This is a genomic window from Pseudomonas sp. KBW05 (assembly GCF_003852405.1).
In the GTDB taxonomy this organism is placed as follows: domain Bacteria; phylum Pseudomonadota; class Gammaproteobacteria; order Pseudomonadales; family Pseudomonadaceae; genus Aquipseudomonas.
On sequence record NZ_QAJM01000041.1, the window covers coordinates 1 to 14,938 of the forward strand.

General features: G+C 64.1%; 19 protein-coding genes and 1 riboswitch. Of the genes, 6 read left to right on the top strand and 13 right to left on the bottom strand.

Annotation, left to right across the window (positions count from 1 at the left end; all coding sequences use genetic code 11):
* Positions 1-134: 134 nt before the first annotated feature.
* The 5 genes from gspD to gspG are packed head-to-tail and all read right to left on the bottom strand — an operon-like array spanning position 135 to position 5,277.
* Complete coding sequence (gene gspD / locus DBR46_RS27210) at positions 135-2,414, bottom strand: type II secretion system secretin GspD (RefSeq protein WP_124529079.1); 2,280 nt, start codon at positions 2,412-2,414, stop codon at positions 135-137.
* Positions 2,411-2,914, bottom strand: a complete 504-nt coding sequence (gene gspM, locus DBR46_RS27215; protein ID WP_124529081.1) for a type II secretion system protein GspM — start codon at positions 2,912-2,914, stop codon at positions 2,411-2,413. The genes gspD and gspM overlap by 4 nt, the downstream gene beginning before the upstream one ends.
* Complete coding sequence (gene gspL / locus DBR46_RS27220) at positions 2,907-3,953, bottom strand: type II secretion system protein GspL (RefSeq protein ID WP_124529083.1); 1,047 nt, start codon at positions 3,951-3,953, stop codon at positions 2,907-2,909. The genes gspM and gspL overlap by 8 nt, the downstream gene beginning before the upstream one ends.
* Entirely contained in the window at positions 3,950-4,819 is an 870-nt protein-coding gene (gspK, locus tag DBR46_RS27225; RefSeq protein WP_177414129.1) for a type II secretion system minor pseudopilin GspK, read from the bottom strand. Before gspK ends, gspL begins: the two co-directional genes overlap by 4 nt.
* Before the next feature lie 8 nt (positions 4,820-4,827).
* Entirely contained in the window at positions 4,828-5,277 is a 450-nt protein-coding gene (gene gspG, locus DBR46_RS27230) for a type II secretion system major pseudopilin GspG (protein WP_017734605.1), read from the bottom strand.
* Positions 5,278-5,425: 148 nt separating this feature from the next.
* On the opposite strand from gspG, the gene gspI reads away from it, so the two are divergent.
* Complete coding sequence (gspI, locus tag DBR46_RS27235; RefSeq protein ID WP_124529085.1) at positions 5,426-5,791, top strand: type II secretion system minor pseudopilin GspI; 366 nt, start codon at positions 5,426-5,428, stop codon at positions 5,789-5,791.
* Here the strand turns inward: gspI and DBR46_RS27240 are convergent.
* Complete coding sequence (locus DBR46_RS27240) at positions 5,778-6,209, bottom strand: type II secretion system protein N (protein WP_124529087.1); 432 nt, start codon at positions 6,207-6,209, stop codon at positions 5,778-5,780. The genes gspI and DBR46_RS27240 overlap by 14 nt on opposite strands.
* A gap of 93 nt (positions 6,210-6,302) precedes the next feature.
* Between DBR46_RS27240 and gspH the strand changes: the two genes are divergently transcribed.
* Entirely contained in the window at positions 6,303-6,755 is a 453-nt protein-coding gene (gene gspH / locus DBR46_RS27245; protein ID WP_124529089.1) for a type II secretion system minor pseudopilin GspH, read from the top strand.
* Positions 6,752-7,348, top strand: coding sequence for a type II secretion system minor pseudopilin GspJ (gene gspJ, locus DBR46_RS27250; RefSeq protein ID WP_124529091.1), 597 nt, complete (start codon positions 6,752-6,754; stop codon positions 7,346-7,348). The genes gspH and gspJ overlap by 4 nt, the downstream gene beginning before the upstream one ends.
* Here gspJ and DBR46_RS27255 read toward each other — a convergent pair.
* The 4 genes from DBR46_RS27255 to DBR46_RS27270 are packed head-to-tail and all read right to left on the bottom strand — an operon-like array spanning position 7,345 to position 9,948.
* On the bottom strand, positions 7,345-7,737 hold the full coding sequence (locus DBR46_RS27255) for a hypothetical protein (protein ID WP_124529093.1): 393 nt from the start codon (positions 7,735-7,737) through the stop codon (positions 7,345-7,347). The two genes, gspJ and DBR46_RS27255, sit on opposite strands and share 4 nt — an antisense overlap.
* A 60-nt stretch (positions 7,738-7,797) precedes the next feature.
* Positions 7,798-8,724, bottom strand: a complete 927-nt coding sequence (locus DBR46_RS27260) for a FecR family protein (RefSeq protein WP_124529095.1) — start codon at positions 8,722-8,724, stop codon at positions 7,798-7,800.
* 37 nt (positions 8,725-8,761) lie between these two features.
* Positions 8,762-9,307, bottom strand: a complete 546-nt coding sequence (locus DBR46_RS27265) for an RNA polymerase sigma factor (protein WP_017734599.1) — start codon at positions 9,305-9,307, stop codon at positions 8,762-8,764.
* A complete protein-coding gene (locus DBR46_RS27270) occupies positions 9,304-9,948 on the bottom strand; it encodes a secretin and TonB N-terminal domain-containing protein (RefSeq protein ID WP_124529137.1) in 645 nt (214 codons plus the stop codon). Before DBR46_RS27270 ends, DBR46_RS27265 begins: the two co-directional genes overlap by 4 nt.
* 216 nt (positions 9,949-10,164) lie before the next feature.
* Between DBR46_RS27270 and DBR46_RS27275 the strand changes: the two genes are divergently transcribed.
* Positions 10,165-10,476, top strand: a complete 312-nt coding sequence (locus tag DBR46_RS27275; RefSeq protein ID WP_124529097.1) for a hypothetical protein — start codon at positions 10,165-10,167, stop codon at positions 10,474-10,476.
* Positions 10,477-10,515: 39 nt separating this feature from the next.
* Positions 10,516-10,690, top strand: a riboswitch (yybP-ykoY riboswitch).
* Positions 10,691-10,697: 7 nt separating this feature from the next.
* Positions 10,698-11,261: a manganese efflux pump MntP gene (mntP, locus tag DBR46_RS27280; RefSeq protein WP_124529099.1), complete on the top strand. Its 564-nt coding sequence runs from the start codon at positions 10,698-10,700 to the stop codon at positions 11,259-11,261.
* A gap of 156 nt (positions 11,262-11,417) precedes the next feature.
* On the opposite strand, the gene DBR46_RS27285 is transcribed toward mntP, so the two are convergent.
* Positions 11,418-12,485 carry an NAD(P)-dependent alcohol dehydrogenase gene (locus tag DBR46_RS27285; RefSeq protein WP_124529101.1) on the bottom strand — a complete coding sequence of 356 codons (1,068 nt, stop codon included), beginning with the start codon at positions 12,483-12,485 and terminating at the stop codon, positions 11,418-11,420.
* A gap of 163 nt (positions 12,486-12,648) precedes the next feature.
* Here DBR46_RS27285 and DBR46_RS27290 point away from each other — a divergent pair, with 163 nt between their 5' ends.
* Entirely contained in the window at positions 12,649-13,467 is an 819-nt protein-coding gene (locus DBR46_RS27290; RefSeq protein WP_124529103.1) for an alpha/beta fold hydrolase, read from the top strand.
* Positions 13,468-13,595: 128 nt separating this feature from the next.
* Here DBR46_RS27290 and DBR46_RS27295 read toward each other — a convergent pair whose 3' ends face one another.
* Together DBR46_RS27295 and DBR46_RS27300 are read right to left on the bottom strand one after the other, a co-directional pair.
* Complete coding sequence (locus DBR46_RS27295) at positions 13,596-13,979, bottom strand: DoxX family protein (RefSeq protein ID WP_124529105.1); 384 nt, start codon at positions 13,977-13,979, stop codon at positions 13,596-13,598.
* Positions 13,980-14,061: 82 nt separating this feature from the next.
* Complete coding sequence (locus DBR46_RS27300; RefSeq protein WP_124529107.1) at positions 14,062-14,937, bottom strand: LysR family transcriptional regulator; 876 nt, start codon at positions 14,935-14,937, stop codon at positions 14,062-14,064.
* Position 14,938 lies beyond the last annotated feature (1 nt).

A 14,938-nucleotide genomic window follows, 5' to 3' on the forward strand; every position in this document is an offset into this window, starting at 1 on the left:
CGATCTGCCTAGGCGAGGTGCCGAGTGGTGGGGCGAAGGCCTTTTGCTTACTTTTGGGCCTTTCCAAAAGTGAGCCGCTGTAAGAGCGGAACCATAAGCGGCCGTTACCGAAGAAACGGATATGTACCCGACAATCATTGCGGCACCGCCCGAATCACAGCCCGAGGCGCCCCAGGAATCGCCTTATCCACCGAGGGCAACTGCGGCGCCTGCACATCCGGCATCGCCCAACTATGCTCCGGCTGCAACCCCCCTTGCGCCCGCCGCATAAACTCATACCGATTCAGCGTAATACTGCGCCCCGCCCCACTGTCCCGAATAATGTAAGGCCGCAAAAACACCATCAGATTCGTCTTCGTCACACTGCGCTTTTCATTGCGAAACAACGCCCCCAACCCCGGAATATCCGACAACCACGGCACCGCATCATTACTCTGGCTGTACCCATCCTGCAGCAACCCACCCAGCACCATGATCTGCCCGTCATCCAACAAAATACTGGTATCAATCGCCCGCTTATTGGTCACAGTCCCAGCATCCACCGAAGCCCGCGTATCCACGCTGCTGACCTCCTGATAGATATCCAACTTCACCGTGCCCCCCTCGGAAATCTGCGGCCGCACGTTGAGCTTCAGCCCCACTTCCTCACGCTGCACCGTCTGGAACGGGTTGTTGCTGGTCCCTCCGCCCCCGGTCACATAGCTGCCCGTGACAAACGGAATGGTCTGCCCGACAAAAATACTCGCCGCTTCGTTGTCCAGGGTCAGCAGGTTCGGCGTCGACAACACGTTGGTGCCGCCCTTGCTCTTCAACGCGCGGGCCAACACTTTGAGATCGAGCACCTTGCCAATCCCCGGAATATCCACGGTGCCATTGACCAAGCCGATGTTCAGCCCCTTGGGCAACACATCGATGCTGGTCTTGCTGGTCGGCGTCGCATTCACACCACTGCCGCCAAGGTTGACCCCGCCAAAACCACCCTTGCCACCGAGGTTGCCCGCCTGCCATTGCACGCCAAACTCGGTGGCATCGTCCTCGCCGACTTCGACGATCAGGCTTTCAATCACCACCTGCGCGCGGCGTTGGTCGAGCATGTCGATCACTTCCCGCAGGTTGCGGTACAGCGGGTCCGGCGCGGAGATCAGCAAGGTGTTGGTAGTGGCGTCGGCCTGGATAGTCACGCCGCCGGCGCTGAAGGCGGTGTCCTGGTCCTTGCTGGTAGTGGCGCCGGTGGTTTGTTTGTCCTGGCCGTAACTCGATTGCACACCGCTGCCGGTGGGTGTGCCGCTGCTGTTTTGCGCGGCGCTGCCCTGGGTGTTCTGGCCCGTGCCGCCCATGGCACTGAGCTTGCCCCGCGCCTCGTCGCTGACCCCGGATTCACTCTCGCCGGTCAACAAACCGCGCAGCGACTGCGCCAGCTTGCCCGCCTGGGCGTTGCGCAGGTACACCACGTGCATATTGCTCGGGTTGCTCTGGGCGTTGTCGAGTTTGTAGATCAGGTTGCGCGCCAGCTCGGTGCGTTCGGGGCTGCCGGAGCGGATGATGATCGAGTTGGAACGGGGGTCGCCGACCACGTTGATCTTCTGGGTCTGGTCGGCGCCTTGGGTGTCGAGCAGTTCGGCGACCATCGCCGCGATGTCGACGGCGATGCCGTTCTGCACCTTGACCACGTCGGTGTCGATGGCGCTGGGGGTGTCGATGCCGTTGATGATCTGCGCCACGCGGGCGAGGTTTTCCGCGTAGTCGGTGATGACGATGCTGTTGTTGCCGGGGTAGGCGTTGATCGGGTTGTTCGGCGACACGATGGGGCGCAGCACCGGGATCAGGTTCACCGCGTTTTCGTATTGCAGGCGGAAGGTGCGGGTCTGCATGCCGCTGCTGCCGGCGCTGTAGATCGGCCCGCCGAGCAGCTTGGCATCGGCTTCGGGAACCACCTGGGCGACGCCGCCTACATCCACCACGCTAAAGCCCTGCATGCGCAGCGCCGCCAGCAGCATGTCGTAGGCCTGGTGCGCCGGCACCTGGCCTTCGCTGACCAAGGTCAGGTTGCCTTTTACCCGTGGATCCACGAGGAACTGTTGGCCGGTGGCGCGGGACAAGGCGCGCACCACCGCCTGGATATCCGCGTCGACAAAGTTCAGCTGCACCGGCTGGTCACCCAGCGGGTTGCGCGCCTTGATCGCCGCCGGGGCGTGGCCACGGGCGCTATTGGTGATCGGGTGTTGCACGGCAGGCTTGGGCGCGAGTTCGCGTTGGCGGTCCAGCGGGCTGTCGCTGCTGCGGCGGGTGTCGGCCAGGGGTTGGCCGAGTTCGCTGTCCACCAGCAACGGCTTGGCTGCTTGGTTGCTGCACGCACTGAGGGCCAGCAACAGCAGCGGCGCGGCCATACGAAAAGGGGGAACTGACCACTTCATGAAGCTTCCTTAGCGCCAAGCGCCTGATCCATGCGAACGGTCCCGGACACAGTGCCGGCCGAGTTATCGACGGCATCCCCGGCACGTTGCAAACGCGCCTCGGACACCTCCAGGGAAAACGAACGGGGATTGCCCAGCAGCCAGTCCACCACCGCGTCGGCCGGGGCGTTGTCGAAGGTCAGGTGCCAGCCGCCAGGGGCCTGCGCCTGCAATTGGTAATGGCCTTGCAGGCCGGCGCTGTCCAGGGCCTGGCGCAGCGAAGCCTCATCGGCCTGGCGCGGCGCGGCGACGCCTTGCAACAGCACCTGCAAGGCTTCGGCCTGGGCGCGCAATTTGGGGGTTTCGGCCTGCCAGTAGTCGATTTTTTTCAGGGCGGGCTGGATCAGGATCAGCCAGGTGAGCAGCCCCGCCAGCAGCACGCCGACGCCGGACAGCATGCGTTTTTCACGCAGGGCCAGGCCGTTCCAGAACAGCCGCAATTGCCGCGTCCACTTATTCATCGCTGGCTCCCGTCGCTGCCGGGCCAATGCTCCAGCCGTGCTCATCGCGTGTCGCGGCAAAACCGGCCTGGGCCAGCGCGGCCTGCCAGTCGGCCTGGGCCGTCGGGTTGCGGCTGTCCGTGAGCAATTGCAGGTGCAGGCGCCCTTGTTCAAAGGTCAGGCGCTCGACGCTGGCGACCATAAACGGCAGGTTGCTGCCCGCCAGTTGCAACAGGCTGCTGAAGCGCTGGCCGGGGTCGGCGGCGGCACCGGTCTGGCGCGCGGCCAATTGCTGGCGGGCCTGCTGCAAGGGATTGAGCACCACCGGCAACTCGGGAAACGCCTGGCGCACCTGCTGGCTCATCAGGGCCTTGAGGCGCTGGCCTTCATCCACCTGGCGCGCGGCGTACAGGTTGAGGCCCAGGGTCCACACGGCCGTGGCCAGCGCGACACAGGCCAGCGCCCTACCCCAGCCACCGCTGGCCGCTTGGCTGAGGCGCGCGTGCAACCCCCAGGCGGGTGCTGCGCCCGTCCAACGCTGCGCAGCGTCCACCAGCGGCATATCCAACCCTTGCTGGCCCAGCGGATGCACGGCGCCTTGGTGCAGGCTGTCGCGGGTCAACAGATAACCGTCGTCGAGGGCGGCCGCGCCCACCGGCAAGGCGTAGGGCGCCGGATACAGGCCGCGCAACTTGAGCGGTACCTGGGCCAGCCGTTCCAGCCCGACCTTGGGCACCCAGGCCACTTGCACGCGGCCTTCGCTGTCGCGCGGGCCGTGGGCCACGTGCATGTGTTCCAGCGGGCCGAGGATCAACGCTTGCGCGGCGCAGGCCACGGCGGCGGCGGTTTTTGCGGCGGGCAGTGGCGGCAGTTCAAGGCTGGTGAGCAGGCTGTCGCGTGGGTGCAGGAAGCACTCCGCTGCCTGACGGTGCTTGCTCAGTTGGATCAGGCTTTCATGACCTTCGGCGACAACCACGCCACGCTCCAGCCAGAAGAATTTGACCTGGCTCTCGGCGCTCAATTGGTCCAGCGGCGGCAAGCCAATACGCAAGCGTTTCATACGCCCACCCGCGACCAGATCACCTGCGGCTGGCGCTCTTGCGGGCGATGCAGCAACGCGTCGATGGTCACCCGCCGCTGCTCACGCCGCGCCTGGCCCTGTACGCGAAACCACTCGCTGGTAATGCCCACCTGCACCGACTCCACCGCCACCTGGGGCAAGTGCAGGCGGTTGACGAAATCCCCACGGTTGATAAACCACTGGCCGCTGTCACGCTCCGCCACCAGCCCTTGGGCCTGGGACAGGCTGAGCTGGGGCACCACGGCGCTGAGCACTTCGGCGCTGGCGGTGTTGCCGTTGACCCAGCTCTGCCCGGGCAGCACGCTGATATACCCTTGCAGGCGGCGCAGCAACACGGGGTCAAGGCCTTCGATGGCGCTCAACTCGTCCACGCTGCGCAGCATCGGGTATTTGGCTGGCACTTCGTAGGAGCCGATCACCCGTTGGCTGATGCGTCGACTCACCGCCGGATCGACCCCCAGCGTACGGCACAGGCGCTCGAAGCTTTGCAGTTGCTCGGCATCCGGCAGTTGGCGGTTGACCAGGTTACGCAGGTTGAACTTGCCCTGTTCGTCCTCGATGCGACCTTCAAACGTACCGCGCTGGGCATAGGCCCACGGCTGGTCGAGGCGGGTCAGCACGTCCTTCTGACGCGCCTCCCAGAGCATCTGCCGGCTGCGCTCCAGGCTGCCCTGCAACAGCCACTGGCCCTGCACGCGCAATTGCTCGGCTTCGAGGCTGCGGGTGAACACGGTCTGGCGCGTGAGCATGCCGCCGGCGATCACCGCCACCACGGCCGCGATCAGCAACGCGCTGATAATCGCCATGCCGCGCTGCTTCGCCGCTGGGGGCGAATGCCGTTTCATGGCGCGCCTTACAACTGCCAGGAGCCGATATCGGCATTCACGCCGTCGCCATCCGGCTGGCCATCGGCGCCGAGGGAGAACACGTCAACCTCACCGTTGGCACCCGGGTTGAGGTAGTGATAAGGGTGGCCCCACGGGTCATTGGGCAGGCGATCAAGGTAGGCGCGCCAGCTGCTGTTTTTTGCATCGGCCGGGCGTTCCACCAGCACTTTCAGGCCCTGGGTCATGTTCGGGTAGCTGCCGTGGTCGAGGCGATAGAGTTTCAGCGCCTGCATCAACCCGCCGATGTCCTGCTTGGCGGCGGTGGCGCGTGCCTGGTCCGGGCGGTCCAGCACCTTGGGCACGACCATTGCCGCGAGAATCCCGAGGATGACCACCACCACCATGATCTCGATCAAGGTGAAGCCACGCTGGCCGCGAGGGCTGGGCAAGGGGGTTGTTAGGCGCGCGATATCCATCTCGACATTCCTTGGCTGGGGTGCATTTCGTGGCGCAGTGTTGCAAGAACACATGTCAGTCGTATTGAAAATCCTCGGGAGTTTCGGTCGCCAATCGGTCAACTCGCGGCGCTAGTCTGCGGGCCTGTTTCCCGCCTTTGAGAGCGCCATGTACGGCCGTCGCAACGCGCAAGGTTTTACCCTGATTGAAGTGCTGGTGGCGCTGGCGATCATCGCCGTGGCCATGGCCGCCGCCGTACGCGTGGCCGGGCTGATGACCCAGAGCAATGGCTTGCTGCGGGATAAATCCATGGCGTTGCTGGCGGCGCAGAGTCGCCTGGCGGAACTGCGCCTGGAAGGCCACCTGCGTGGCGGCACCAAGACCTTCGACTGCGACCAGGGCCGCCTGAAACTGCGCTGCGAGCAAACCATCAACGCCGAGGGCCGCCTGTTTCAAGTGACCCTGCGGGTGCTCGACGCCAGCCGCGAAGCGCCGCCCCTGGCGCGGCTGGACACCCAGGTCATGGCCGAGTGAGGCGCGGCAACGCGGGGCCATCCGGCAGCTTGTCGAGGTTGACGCGAACCTTTTCACCGCCGCGCTCAAGCTCTACGGCGCGGCCTTCAATCGCCGTCAGGCGCACACCGGGGCTGAGGCGTTCGCCCACCAAAAAACTGCGCGGCGGGCCATCGTTGAGGCTGAGGATCGCCACCGCACCACGCGCGCCGGCCAGAACGCCGGTGACCTTGACTTGCAGGGCGCTCGGCGCATTCGCAAACCACTGCAACGCCGGGTTTTCGCTGCGCGCTGCCAATGCCTGGGGCGAGGCCTGGGGCGTGTGGGATTCGGCGGATGTGAGCAGCAGCGGCGTCCAGATCACCCCGCCAGCCAATGCCGCGAGCAAGGCCAGCGCCTGCACGCCGTGGGCGGGTGAAACACGAAGGGCGAATGCCATGGGGTGGACCTCCTGTTTGTCCGTGGCCTCAGCCTACAGGCCAATTCCCACTTTTTTATTTCACAACCTCGCCAGTTCTCCAGGAGCCGACCGATGAAACAGCAAGGCTTCACCCTGATCGAGTTGATGGTGGTGCTGGTGATCATCGGCATCGCCAGCGCCGCCATCAGCCTGACGATCAAACCCGACCCGCTGAAACTGCTGCGCAAAGACGCCGAACGCCTGAGCCAGCTGCTGCAAATCGCCCAGGCCGAAGCCCGCGCCGACGGCCGCCCGATCAGCTTGCGCGCCGATGCCAAGGGCTTTCGCTTCAACCGCCGCAGTGACGATGGCCTGGGCGTGGAAGCGTTCCAGGGCGATGCCCAACTGCGTCCGCGCTTATGGGAGAGCACGCCGATGCAGCTGACTGTCGAGACCCGGCAAACCCTGGTCCTCAATGCCGAATGGATCAACCCACCGCTGCGTGTCGTGCTGTCGGACGGGCAACACAGCCTCAGCCTGCAACGCGACGCCGCCGGTTTGCTGCGGGTGGTGAGCCAGCCATGAACAAGTCCCAACAAGGCTTCACCCTGATCGAAGTGATGGTGGCGATCATGCTGATGGCGCTGGTCAGCGTCATCGCCTGGCGCGGGCTCGACAGCGTGACCCGTGCCGACCAGCATCTACAGGCCAGCACCGAACAGACCGAGGGATTATTGCGGGCGTTGAACCAGATGCAGCGCGATATCAGCCTGCGCGCCAGCGTTGAACTGGCCGAACCCGGTACGGCAAAGGACGCCGGGCTGGCCGCCGTGACGGTGCGCAGCTCCGACAGCAAGGGCTTTCGCCTGGAGGTGATCCGCAGCGCACCGGCCACAGGGGACGGCTTGCAACGGGTGCGCTGGTGGCTCAAGGGCGACTCGCTATACCGCGCTGCCGCACCCGCACGGGACCGCTTCCCGCTGCCCGCAGCCAAGGACGGCGTGGTGGTGTTGGCGGGCGTCAGTGATTTGCAGGTGCGGGTGTGGGACAAAGACAAAGGCTGGCGCCAGTTGAGCGGCAATAAGCGCGAGGAGCCGTTGGGGTTGGAGATCAGCCTGGTGCGCCAGACGCCGCAAGGAGTGGAGCGATATCGGCAGGTGGTGGGGCCGTTGAATTAGCGAAAGTCAGACAGCACCAACGCGGTATGAGCCCTGAGGTACTGGTCCACCTCATCCAGCGAACTTAGCGATGCCCGGCAGAGTTCGACCCCGTCGCGGCTGACAGTGACCACGTAGCCGTTGACGTCCTGGCACAGCATCGCGAGGTCCTTGACCACCTGACCGTTGGCGTCGGTCACGGAGGTCGCGACCAGCGGCCTGGCTTCGAGGGTTTGCGCGGTGCGTTGTTTGAAGGCTTTGCGCTTGGCTCGGTACAGCGCGGCACCGATCATGCTGGCCAGCATGAAAATGACGATGGCGACGATTTCGAAACGGTACATCGGCCGGCCCAGGCGCCCGGGATGGGTCTCGCTGAGCCAGTGCACGGCCTTATAGATCAGTTCTTCCATGGGGTACTTTTTCGGCGTCAAGCAGGCAAATGTCGCTTGAGCCTACAGGACCGCCCTGCGTCAGCTCAACAGCACGACGCCACCCGGCAGTTCCGTGCACTTGGCGCCGTACGCGTCGCGAATCAGCAACGCCACGCCGGCCAACTGCTGCAAACTGAACCGCGCCTGCACCCGGCGCTGGCCCAGTTCCTTGTTGAGCAACACCAGCATTCCCGGGCGATAGCGATTGATCTCGTCCACCACCGTGGCCAGCGTGGCGTTGTTGAACACCAGCACTTGTTCGCGCCAGGCCACCACGGCCTGGGTGTCCACCACCACGGGCGCGCCGATGCCCGCCGCGCTGTAGGTCAACTGACGGCCGCTGCCCAGGCTCACACTGTGGCCGCCGGCGTCCACCGACAGCGAACCCTCGATGCAGGTCACGCACACGCTGTGGTCGGTGTTGCGCACGTTGAAGCGGGCCTGCGCGGCACTCACCCAACCGTCCCCGGCCTGGACCCGCAGCGGTTGTGCAAGGCGGGCGACCACCTCGACTTCGCCTTCCAGCAATTCAATGCCCTGCCCGATCCGGCTGATGCGCGTCTGGGTGTTGAGTTCCAGGCTGACCCCGTCACTCAACAGCACTTGGCGCTGCTCGCCGACCTCGGTGCGATAGTCGGCCGTGAGCCCGGCAAAACCACCCGGCGTGCCAACGCGCACCATGACCAACGCCGCCGAGGCGGCTATCGCGCCGCCCAGGAAGGCACGCCGACCAAAGCTGCGCGGTGGCGCGGCGTGCTCGAGGGCGGGGGCCAGTTGCTGCCACAACGCCTTGGTTTGCTCGAACGCCTGGGCATGTTCCGGGCTCTGGGCGCGCCAGGCCTGCAAGGCCTTGGCGTCGGCCACGGTGGCGCGGCCCGACGTCAGCAGGAGCAGCCAGTCGCGGGCTTCATCGTGCAAAGGGCTGGCGGCGGCTGCCCGGGCGGTGGAGAGGTTAAAAATGTTCAAGCGCGCACATACTCACGGTTTTATCAGGGACTCGACACTAAGACGGTTTTCCGGCCCCGGGACCGAACCGCTGAATCACTTTTCTTTCGAGGCGCTTGGCGCAGTGGCCGAGGGCGGCCTTGATTTCCTTCTCGACCATGCGCGTGGATATGCCAAAACGCTGGGAGATTTCCAGGTGAGGCGCTTCTTCCAGGCGCGCGGCGATAAGGATTTTGCGCCGGCGTGCGGGCAGCTCATACAGGGCTTTGACCAACGATTGCACCTCACGCTGGCCGCCCACTACCCGCGACGGGTCCTGGGCTTCGTCGGCGGTTTGCAGCAACTCTTCGACTTCGCTGCCGGTGAGCAAGCGCGCGTCGGCCTGGCGGCGGTCGGCGGCGATGTTCAAGGCCATGCGGTAGAGGTAGGCGTTGGGTTGTGCGAGGTTTGGCGGCACGTCCATGCGGTCCACCCGCAGGTAGGTTTCGTGCAGGACGTCGTTGGCCAGGTCCTCCGACCCCAGGCGCTTGCGCAAACGCACCTTGAAGTCTTCGTAGGACGCCAGGAACAAACTGACCATCGTGCTGTGCCCGGTATTTTTCATCCGTGCGTGGCTCCCTTCCCTGCTGTGCATTCCATGCGTGTTCCTGTGGTGTCGGGCATCAAAAGCAAAGTCACCGGCTGGCGCAACGAGCTCGGCGCGGGGCGTTCGACCCGGGCCGCACTGAGGTTGCGCACCAGTGCTTCATCGCGTTGTTCATCGCCGGTGGAGCTGACCAGCCGGCTGTACTCGATCAGCCCATCCGGGTTGACCCACACCTGCACCAAGGCACGAAAACTGCCGGGGCGGGTCAGGGGCGAACCGCACAGGCTGGTCTCGATGGCCTGCTGCAAGGCCGTGGCGTAGCTGTTGTTGATCCGTGCCGCGTTGCGTGCCGACGCGCCCTTGGTGGTGGCAGGCCGGCTGACCTGCGCCAGTTGCAAGGTGAATGCGTCACTGCGTGCATAACGCGCCATCAGGCCACTCCCTGTCAGCAACATTGCCAGAGCCTCCTGCGCCGTGAAGCGCCCATGCACGCTGATGGAGCGCCGGCCCCGGGTCAGTTCGCGGTCTACCAACACCGCCATGCCGGTGGCGCGGCTGTACGCTTGCAGGGCGTGCTCCAGGTTTTGCGCCGGCAGGTCCAACGTCAGCAACGGCGCTTGCGCCTGCGCCGCGCGGCCTCCTGCCAGCAGCCACAGCAAGACCAAGGCGCATACGGTGCGCCGCCAGGCCCCCTGCTCACCCCCCGCTCTGCATCGCTGCACGGCCGACGTGTCCTTGAAAACCGTCATCCTGAGGCCAGTTTATGAACCTGATGTTACGGTGATGGCAAAAAAAACGTCACGGTGACGGGATGCCCGCTGCACTACACTTTCAAGCCTTACCGGCCCACTTCCCAGGGCCTGCCAGGAGGCCCGATGAAACTGTTTCCCACCCTTGCCAGCCTGTTGCTGTGCGCCGCCCTGCCCGTGCTCGCCCACGCCGACAACAGCAAGAGCACCTGCACCGAAGTCTCGGTGGACGGCTACAAGGCGCCCGACTACGGCTGCCTGAGCCAACAGATGGGCAGTGACACCAATGCGACCAAGGCGGCGAAAAAAAACCGTGAGGCGCAAAACATTCCCGTCGACAAACGCGCGCCGAACGCCGTGGGCCTGTCCACCCCGGCGGCCACCAGCGTGCGCATGGGCAATACCTTCGGCACCTCGGTGAAACCGCAACGGCCTTGAGCCGTTTGACGAAATTTTCATCTGTGCCTGCCTATGATCGCCTCCCTCGTTGGGGAGTAACCGGCTTCTGACCCTGTTGGAAGCGTTCGTATCAACATATTCGGCAACCTGCCGTGGTACGAACATCGCTTTGCGGTTGGTGAGACCAGCGACACTTCCATGCCTGAAGTCGGGCGCGTGGACGTGTCGTTGTGTCATATAGCCCGACTGGAAGCCTTACCGTGAACCCCATTTCCCTGATCCTCCTGGCCCTGGCCATGTCTACCGACGCCTTTGCGGCGGCCATCGGCAAAGGCTCCAGCCTGCACAAACCGCGCCTCACCGAAGCCTTGCGCGCTGGCCTGATCTTTGGCGTGATCGAAGCCATCACCCCGATGATCGGCTGGGCCATCGGCCACGCCGCCACGCGCTGGGTAGAAGACTGGGACCACTGGATCGCCTTTACCCTGCTGGTCGCGCTGGGCCTGCACATGATCTACAACGGGTTCAAGGCCGAGGATGAAGAGGCTGAAAAGCCGACCCAGCACTCCTTCATGATTCTTGCCGTGACGGCCTTTGCCACCAGCATCGATGCCCTGGCGGTGGGTGTGGGCCTGGCGTTTGTCGAGGTGAATATCCTGGTGGCGTCGGCGGCGATTGGCCTGGCGACCATGACCATGGTGACCATTGGCATGATGCTTGGGCGCGTGCTGGGCACGGTGGTGGGCAAGCGTGCGGAGATGGTTGGCGGGGTGGTGTTGATGGTGGTGGGGGCGACGATCTTGTATGAGCATCTGTCGGTCTAAGCAACAGCGCTGAAAAATGTCGGAGCGGGCTTGTGTGGGAGCGGGCTTGCTCGCGAATGCGGTGTATCAGTCGAAATACCTGTGACTGACACACGGTCTTCGCGAGCAAGCCCGCTCCCACATAAAGCCCGCTTCCACATGGGACTTGCGGTGTTACTAGGCCGCGTTGCGTTCTTTTTTCAGGCTGTCCATATCAATCACAAAGCGGTATTTCACATCCCCCTTGAGCATCCGCTCATACGCCTCATTGATGCCCTGGATATCGATCATCTCGATGTCCGAGACAATCCCATGCCTGGCACAGAAGTCCAGCATGTCCTGGGTTTCCTGAATCCCGCCAATCAACGACCCCGCCAGGCTGCGGCGCTTGAAGATCAGGTTGAACACCGACGGCGACGGGTGCGGGCTGTCGGGGGCGCCGACCAGGGTCATGGTGCCGTCACGCTTGAGCAGGTTGAGGAACGCATCGAGGTTGTGGGGCGCCGCGACGGTGTTGAGGATGAAGTCGAGGCTGTTGGCGACCTTGGCCATTTCATCGACATTCTTCGACACCACCACTTGGTCGGCGCCCAGGCGCAGGCCGTCTTCGCGTTTGTTCGGCGAGGTGGTGAACAAGGTCACATGAGCGCCCATGGCGTGGGCGATCTTCACCGCCATATGGCCGAGGCCGCCAAGGCCGACCACGCCGACTTTCTTGCCAGGGCCGACCTTCCAATGGTGCAGCGGCGAATAGGTGGTAATGCCCGCGCACAGCAAAGGCGCCACGGCTGCCAGGTTGCGGTCATCGTGGGAGATGCGCAGCACGAACTTCTCCTTGACCACGATGCTGTCGGAGTAGCCGCCAAAGGTGTTTTCACCGCCAAACACCGGGCCGTTGTAGGTGCCGGTAAAGCCGTTTTCGCAATACTGTTCCTCGCCCTCGGCGCACGACGCGCAGTGCTGGCAGCTGTCCACCATGCAGCCGACGCCGGCGAGGTCGCCGACCTTGAATTTTGTCACACTGGCGCCCACCGCCGTGACGCGGCCGACGATTTCATGGCCGGGCACCGACGGGTACAGGGTGTTGTTCCACTCGTTGCGCGCGGTGTGCAGGTCGGAGTGGCAGACGCCGCAATACAGAATGTCGATCTGCACATCGTCCGCCCCCGGCGCGCGGCGCTCGAAGGTGTAGGGCTTGAGGGCATCCTTGGCGTTCTGCGCGGCGTAGCTGTAAGTCTTGGCCATTTCGTTCACCTGTGTGATCGGACATGCGTGTGATCTGGGTTGAGAGATCAGTGGACCAGCATAGACGCTGAACCGTTCAACCGAGCACACCGGTACAAGCCCTTCGTCCGGTTTCACGCAATAGTGAGCTAGAGTTCTCAGCCCACCCACCCAGGAGTTTTCCATGAGCACATTCGTTGCCAAAGACGGCACCCAGATCTACTTCAAGGATTGGGGCAGCGGCAAGCCCGTCCTGTTCAGCCACGGCTGGCCGCTGGATGCGGACATGTGGGAATACCAGATGGAATACCTGAGCAGCCGCGGCTACCGCACCATCGCCTTCGACCGCCGTGGCTTTGGCCGCTCGGACCAGCCGTGGACCGGCAATGACTACAACACCTTTGCCGACGACATCGCACAGTTGATCGAACACCTGGACCTCAAGGACGTGACCTTGGTGGGCTTCTCCATGGGCGGCGGCGATGTGTCCCGCTACATTGCACGCCATGGCAGCAGCCGTGTGGCCGGCCTGGTGTTGCTGGGGGCGGTCACGCCGATCTTCGGCCAGCAGGCGGACTACCCGCAGGGTGTGCCACTGGATGTGTTCGCCGGGTTCAAGGCCGAGCTGTTGAAGGACCGCGCGCAATTTATCAGCGACTTCAACGCACCGTTCTACGGCATCAACAAAGGCCAGGTGGTTTCCCAAGGCGTGCAGACCCAGACCTTGCAAGTCGCCCTGTTGGCATCGCTGAAATCGACGGTGGATTGCGTCACCGCGTTCTCCGAGACCGACTTCCGCCCGGACATGGCCAAGATCGACGTGCCGACCCTGGTGATCCATGGCGATGGCGACCAGATCGTGCCGTTCGAGACCACCGGCAAAGTCGCCGCCGAGCTGATCAAGGGTGCCGAGCTGAAAGTCTACAAGGACGCGCCCCACGGGTTTGCTGTGACTCATGCCCAACAGTTGAATGAAGACCTGTTGGCGTTCCTCAGCCGCTGATAAGCAGAAAAGGTAAAAGGTAACCTGTGGCGAGGGAGCTTGCTCCCGCTGGGCCGCGAAGCGGCCCCAAAAGCTTGGGACTGCTGCGCAGTCCAGCGGGAGCAAGCTCCCTCGCCACAGGTAATGCTCTACTTCTGTTGACCGAGCACCAGGCGGCCTGGCCCGCTGATCAGCAGCGTGGTGAAAATGATCAGCAGCAACCAGCCGAATTGCGCTTCGAACAGCGTCCACTCCGGGTGCACCACCAGCAAGGCAATCAACAGCACGGCGAGGATCGGCAAACACGCCCACCGTACCAACACCCCGGCGATGATCAGCAACGGGCACAGCACCTCGGCGAAAATCGCCAATGACAGCGTGACCGTCGCGCCCAGGTGAAACGGGTCTTCGATCAGCTTCAATTGCTCGCTGAAATTGAGCAACTTGGGCAAGCCATGCACCCACAGCAGGAACAGCGCCCCGCTGGCCCTTAAAAACAACAGCCCCAGATCCTGATACTTCGATTCGTTCATATGCGCTCCCGGTGAGTTGACCCTCTGTCGAGGTCAATTCTGTCGGCAGTCGCGTGCGCACGCTTGCAAGCCTGTGCTGACCTCAATCCCCCGTGCCGGCAAACGCCGCGACGATTTCATCGATCACCACCCGCACCCGTGCGGTGTGGCGCAGGTCGGCATGGGTCACCAGCCACACGTCATAGGGCAACGGCCGCGTGCGCTGCGGCCACAGCCGCACCAGGCCGTCGCGCTCGCCGGTGCACACCGGGATTTCGCCGATACCGATACCCGCAGCAATCGAGCGCCGCACCAGCAGGCTGGAACCCAGGGCGGCAACGATGCGCCCGCGACCCAGCGGCTCGGACACGAGGGTCAGGTCTTTGTGCTGTTGCAAGTGAGGCCCATAGACCACCAGGTTGTGGCCATCGAACAGGCTGCCGGGCTCGGGCACGCCGTGCCGGTCGATATAGCCTTGGGACGCAAACAACCCCACCGGCCAGCGGGCGAGACGCCGGGCGATCAGGTCAGGGTTGTCGGGGCGGGTATTGCGCACCGCGATGTCGGCTTCGCGCTTGGCCAGGCTGAGGATCTGGGTGGAGGCGTCCAGTTGCACGCGTATGTCGGGGTGTTTGTCGTGCAGGCAGGCGATGGCCGGGATCAGGAAGTCGATGGCCAGGGAGTCTGTGGTGCTGACCCGCACGGTGCCGGTCAGGCGGTCATCCAGGCCTTGGATCTGACGTTCAAGGTCGAGTGCCGAGCGCTCCATTTTCTCCACCGAGCGTAGGGCCGCTTCACCCACGGCAGTGAGCGCATAGCCCTCGGAGGTGCGCAGGAACAGCGTCGCACTCAAGGACTTTTCCAGGGCGTTGATGCGGCGGCCGACGGTCGCCTGATCCACCCCCAGCACCCGCGCGGCGCCGCGCAAGGTCGATTCGCGGCAAACCGCGAGGAATACCCGTGCATCGTCCCAGTTCATT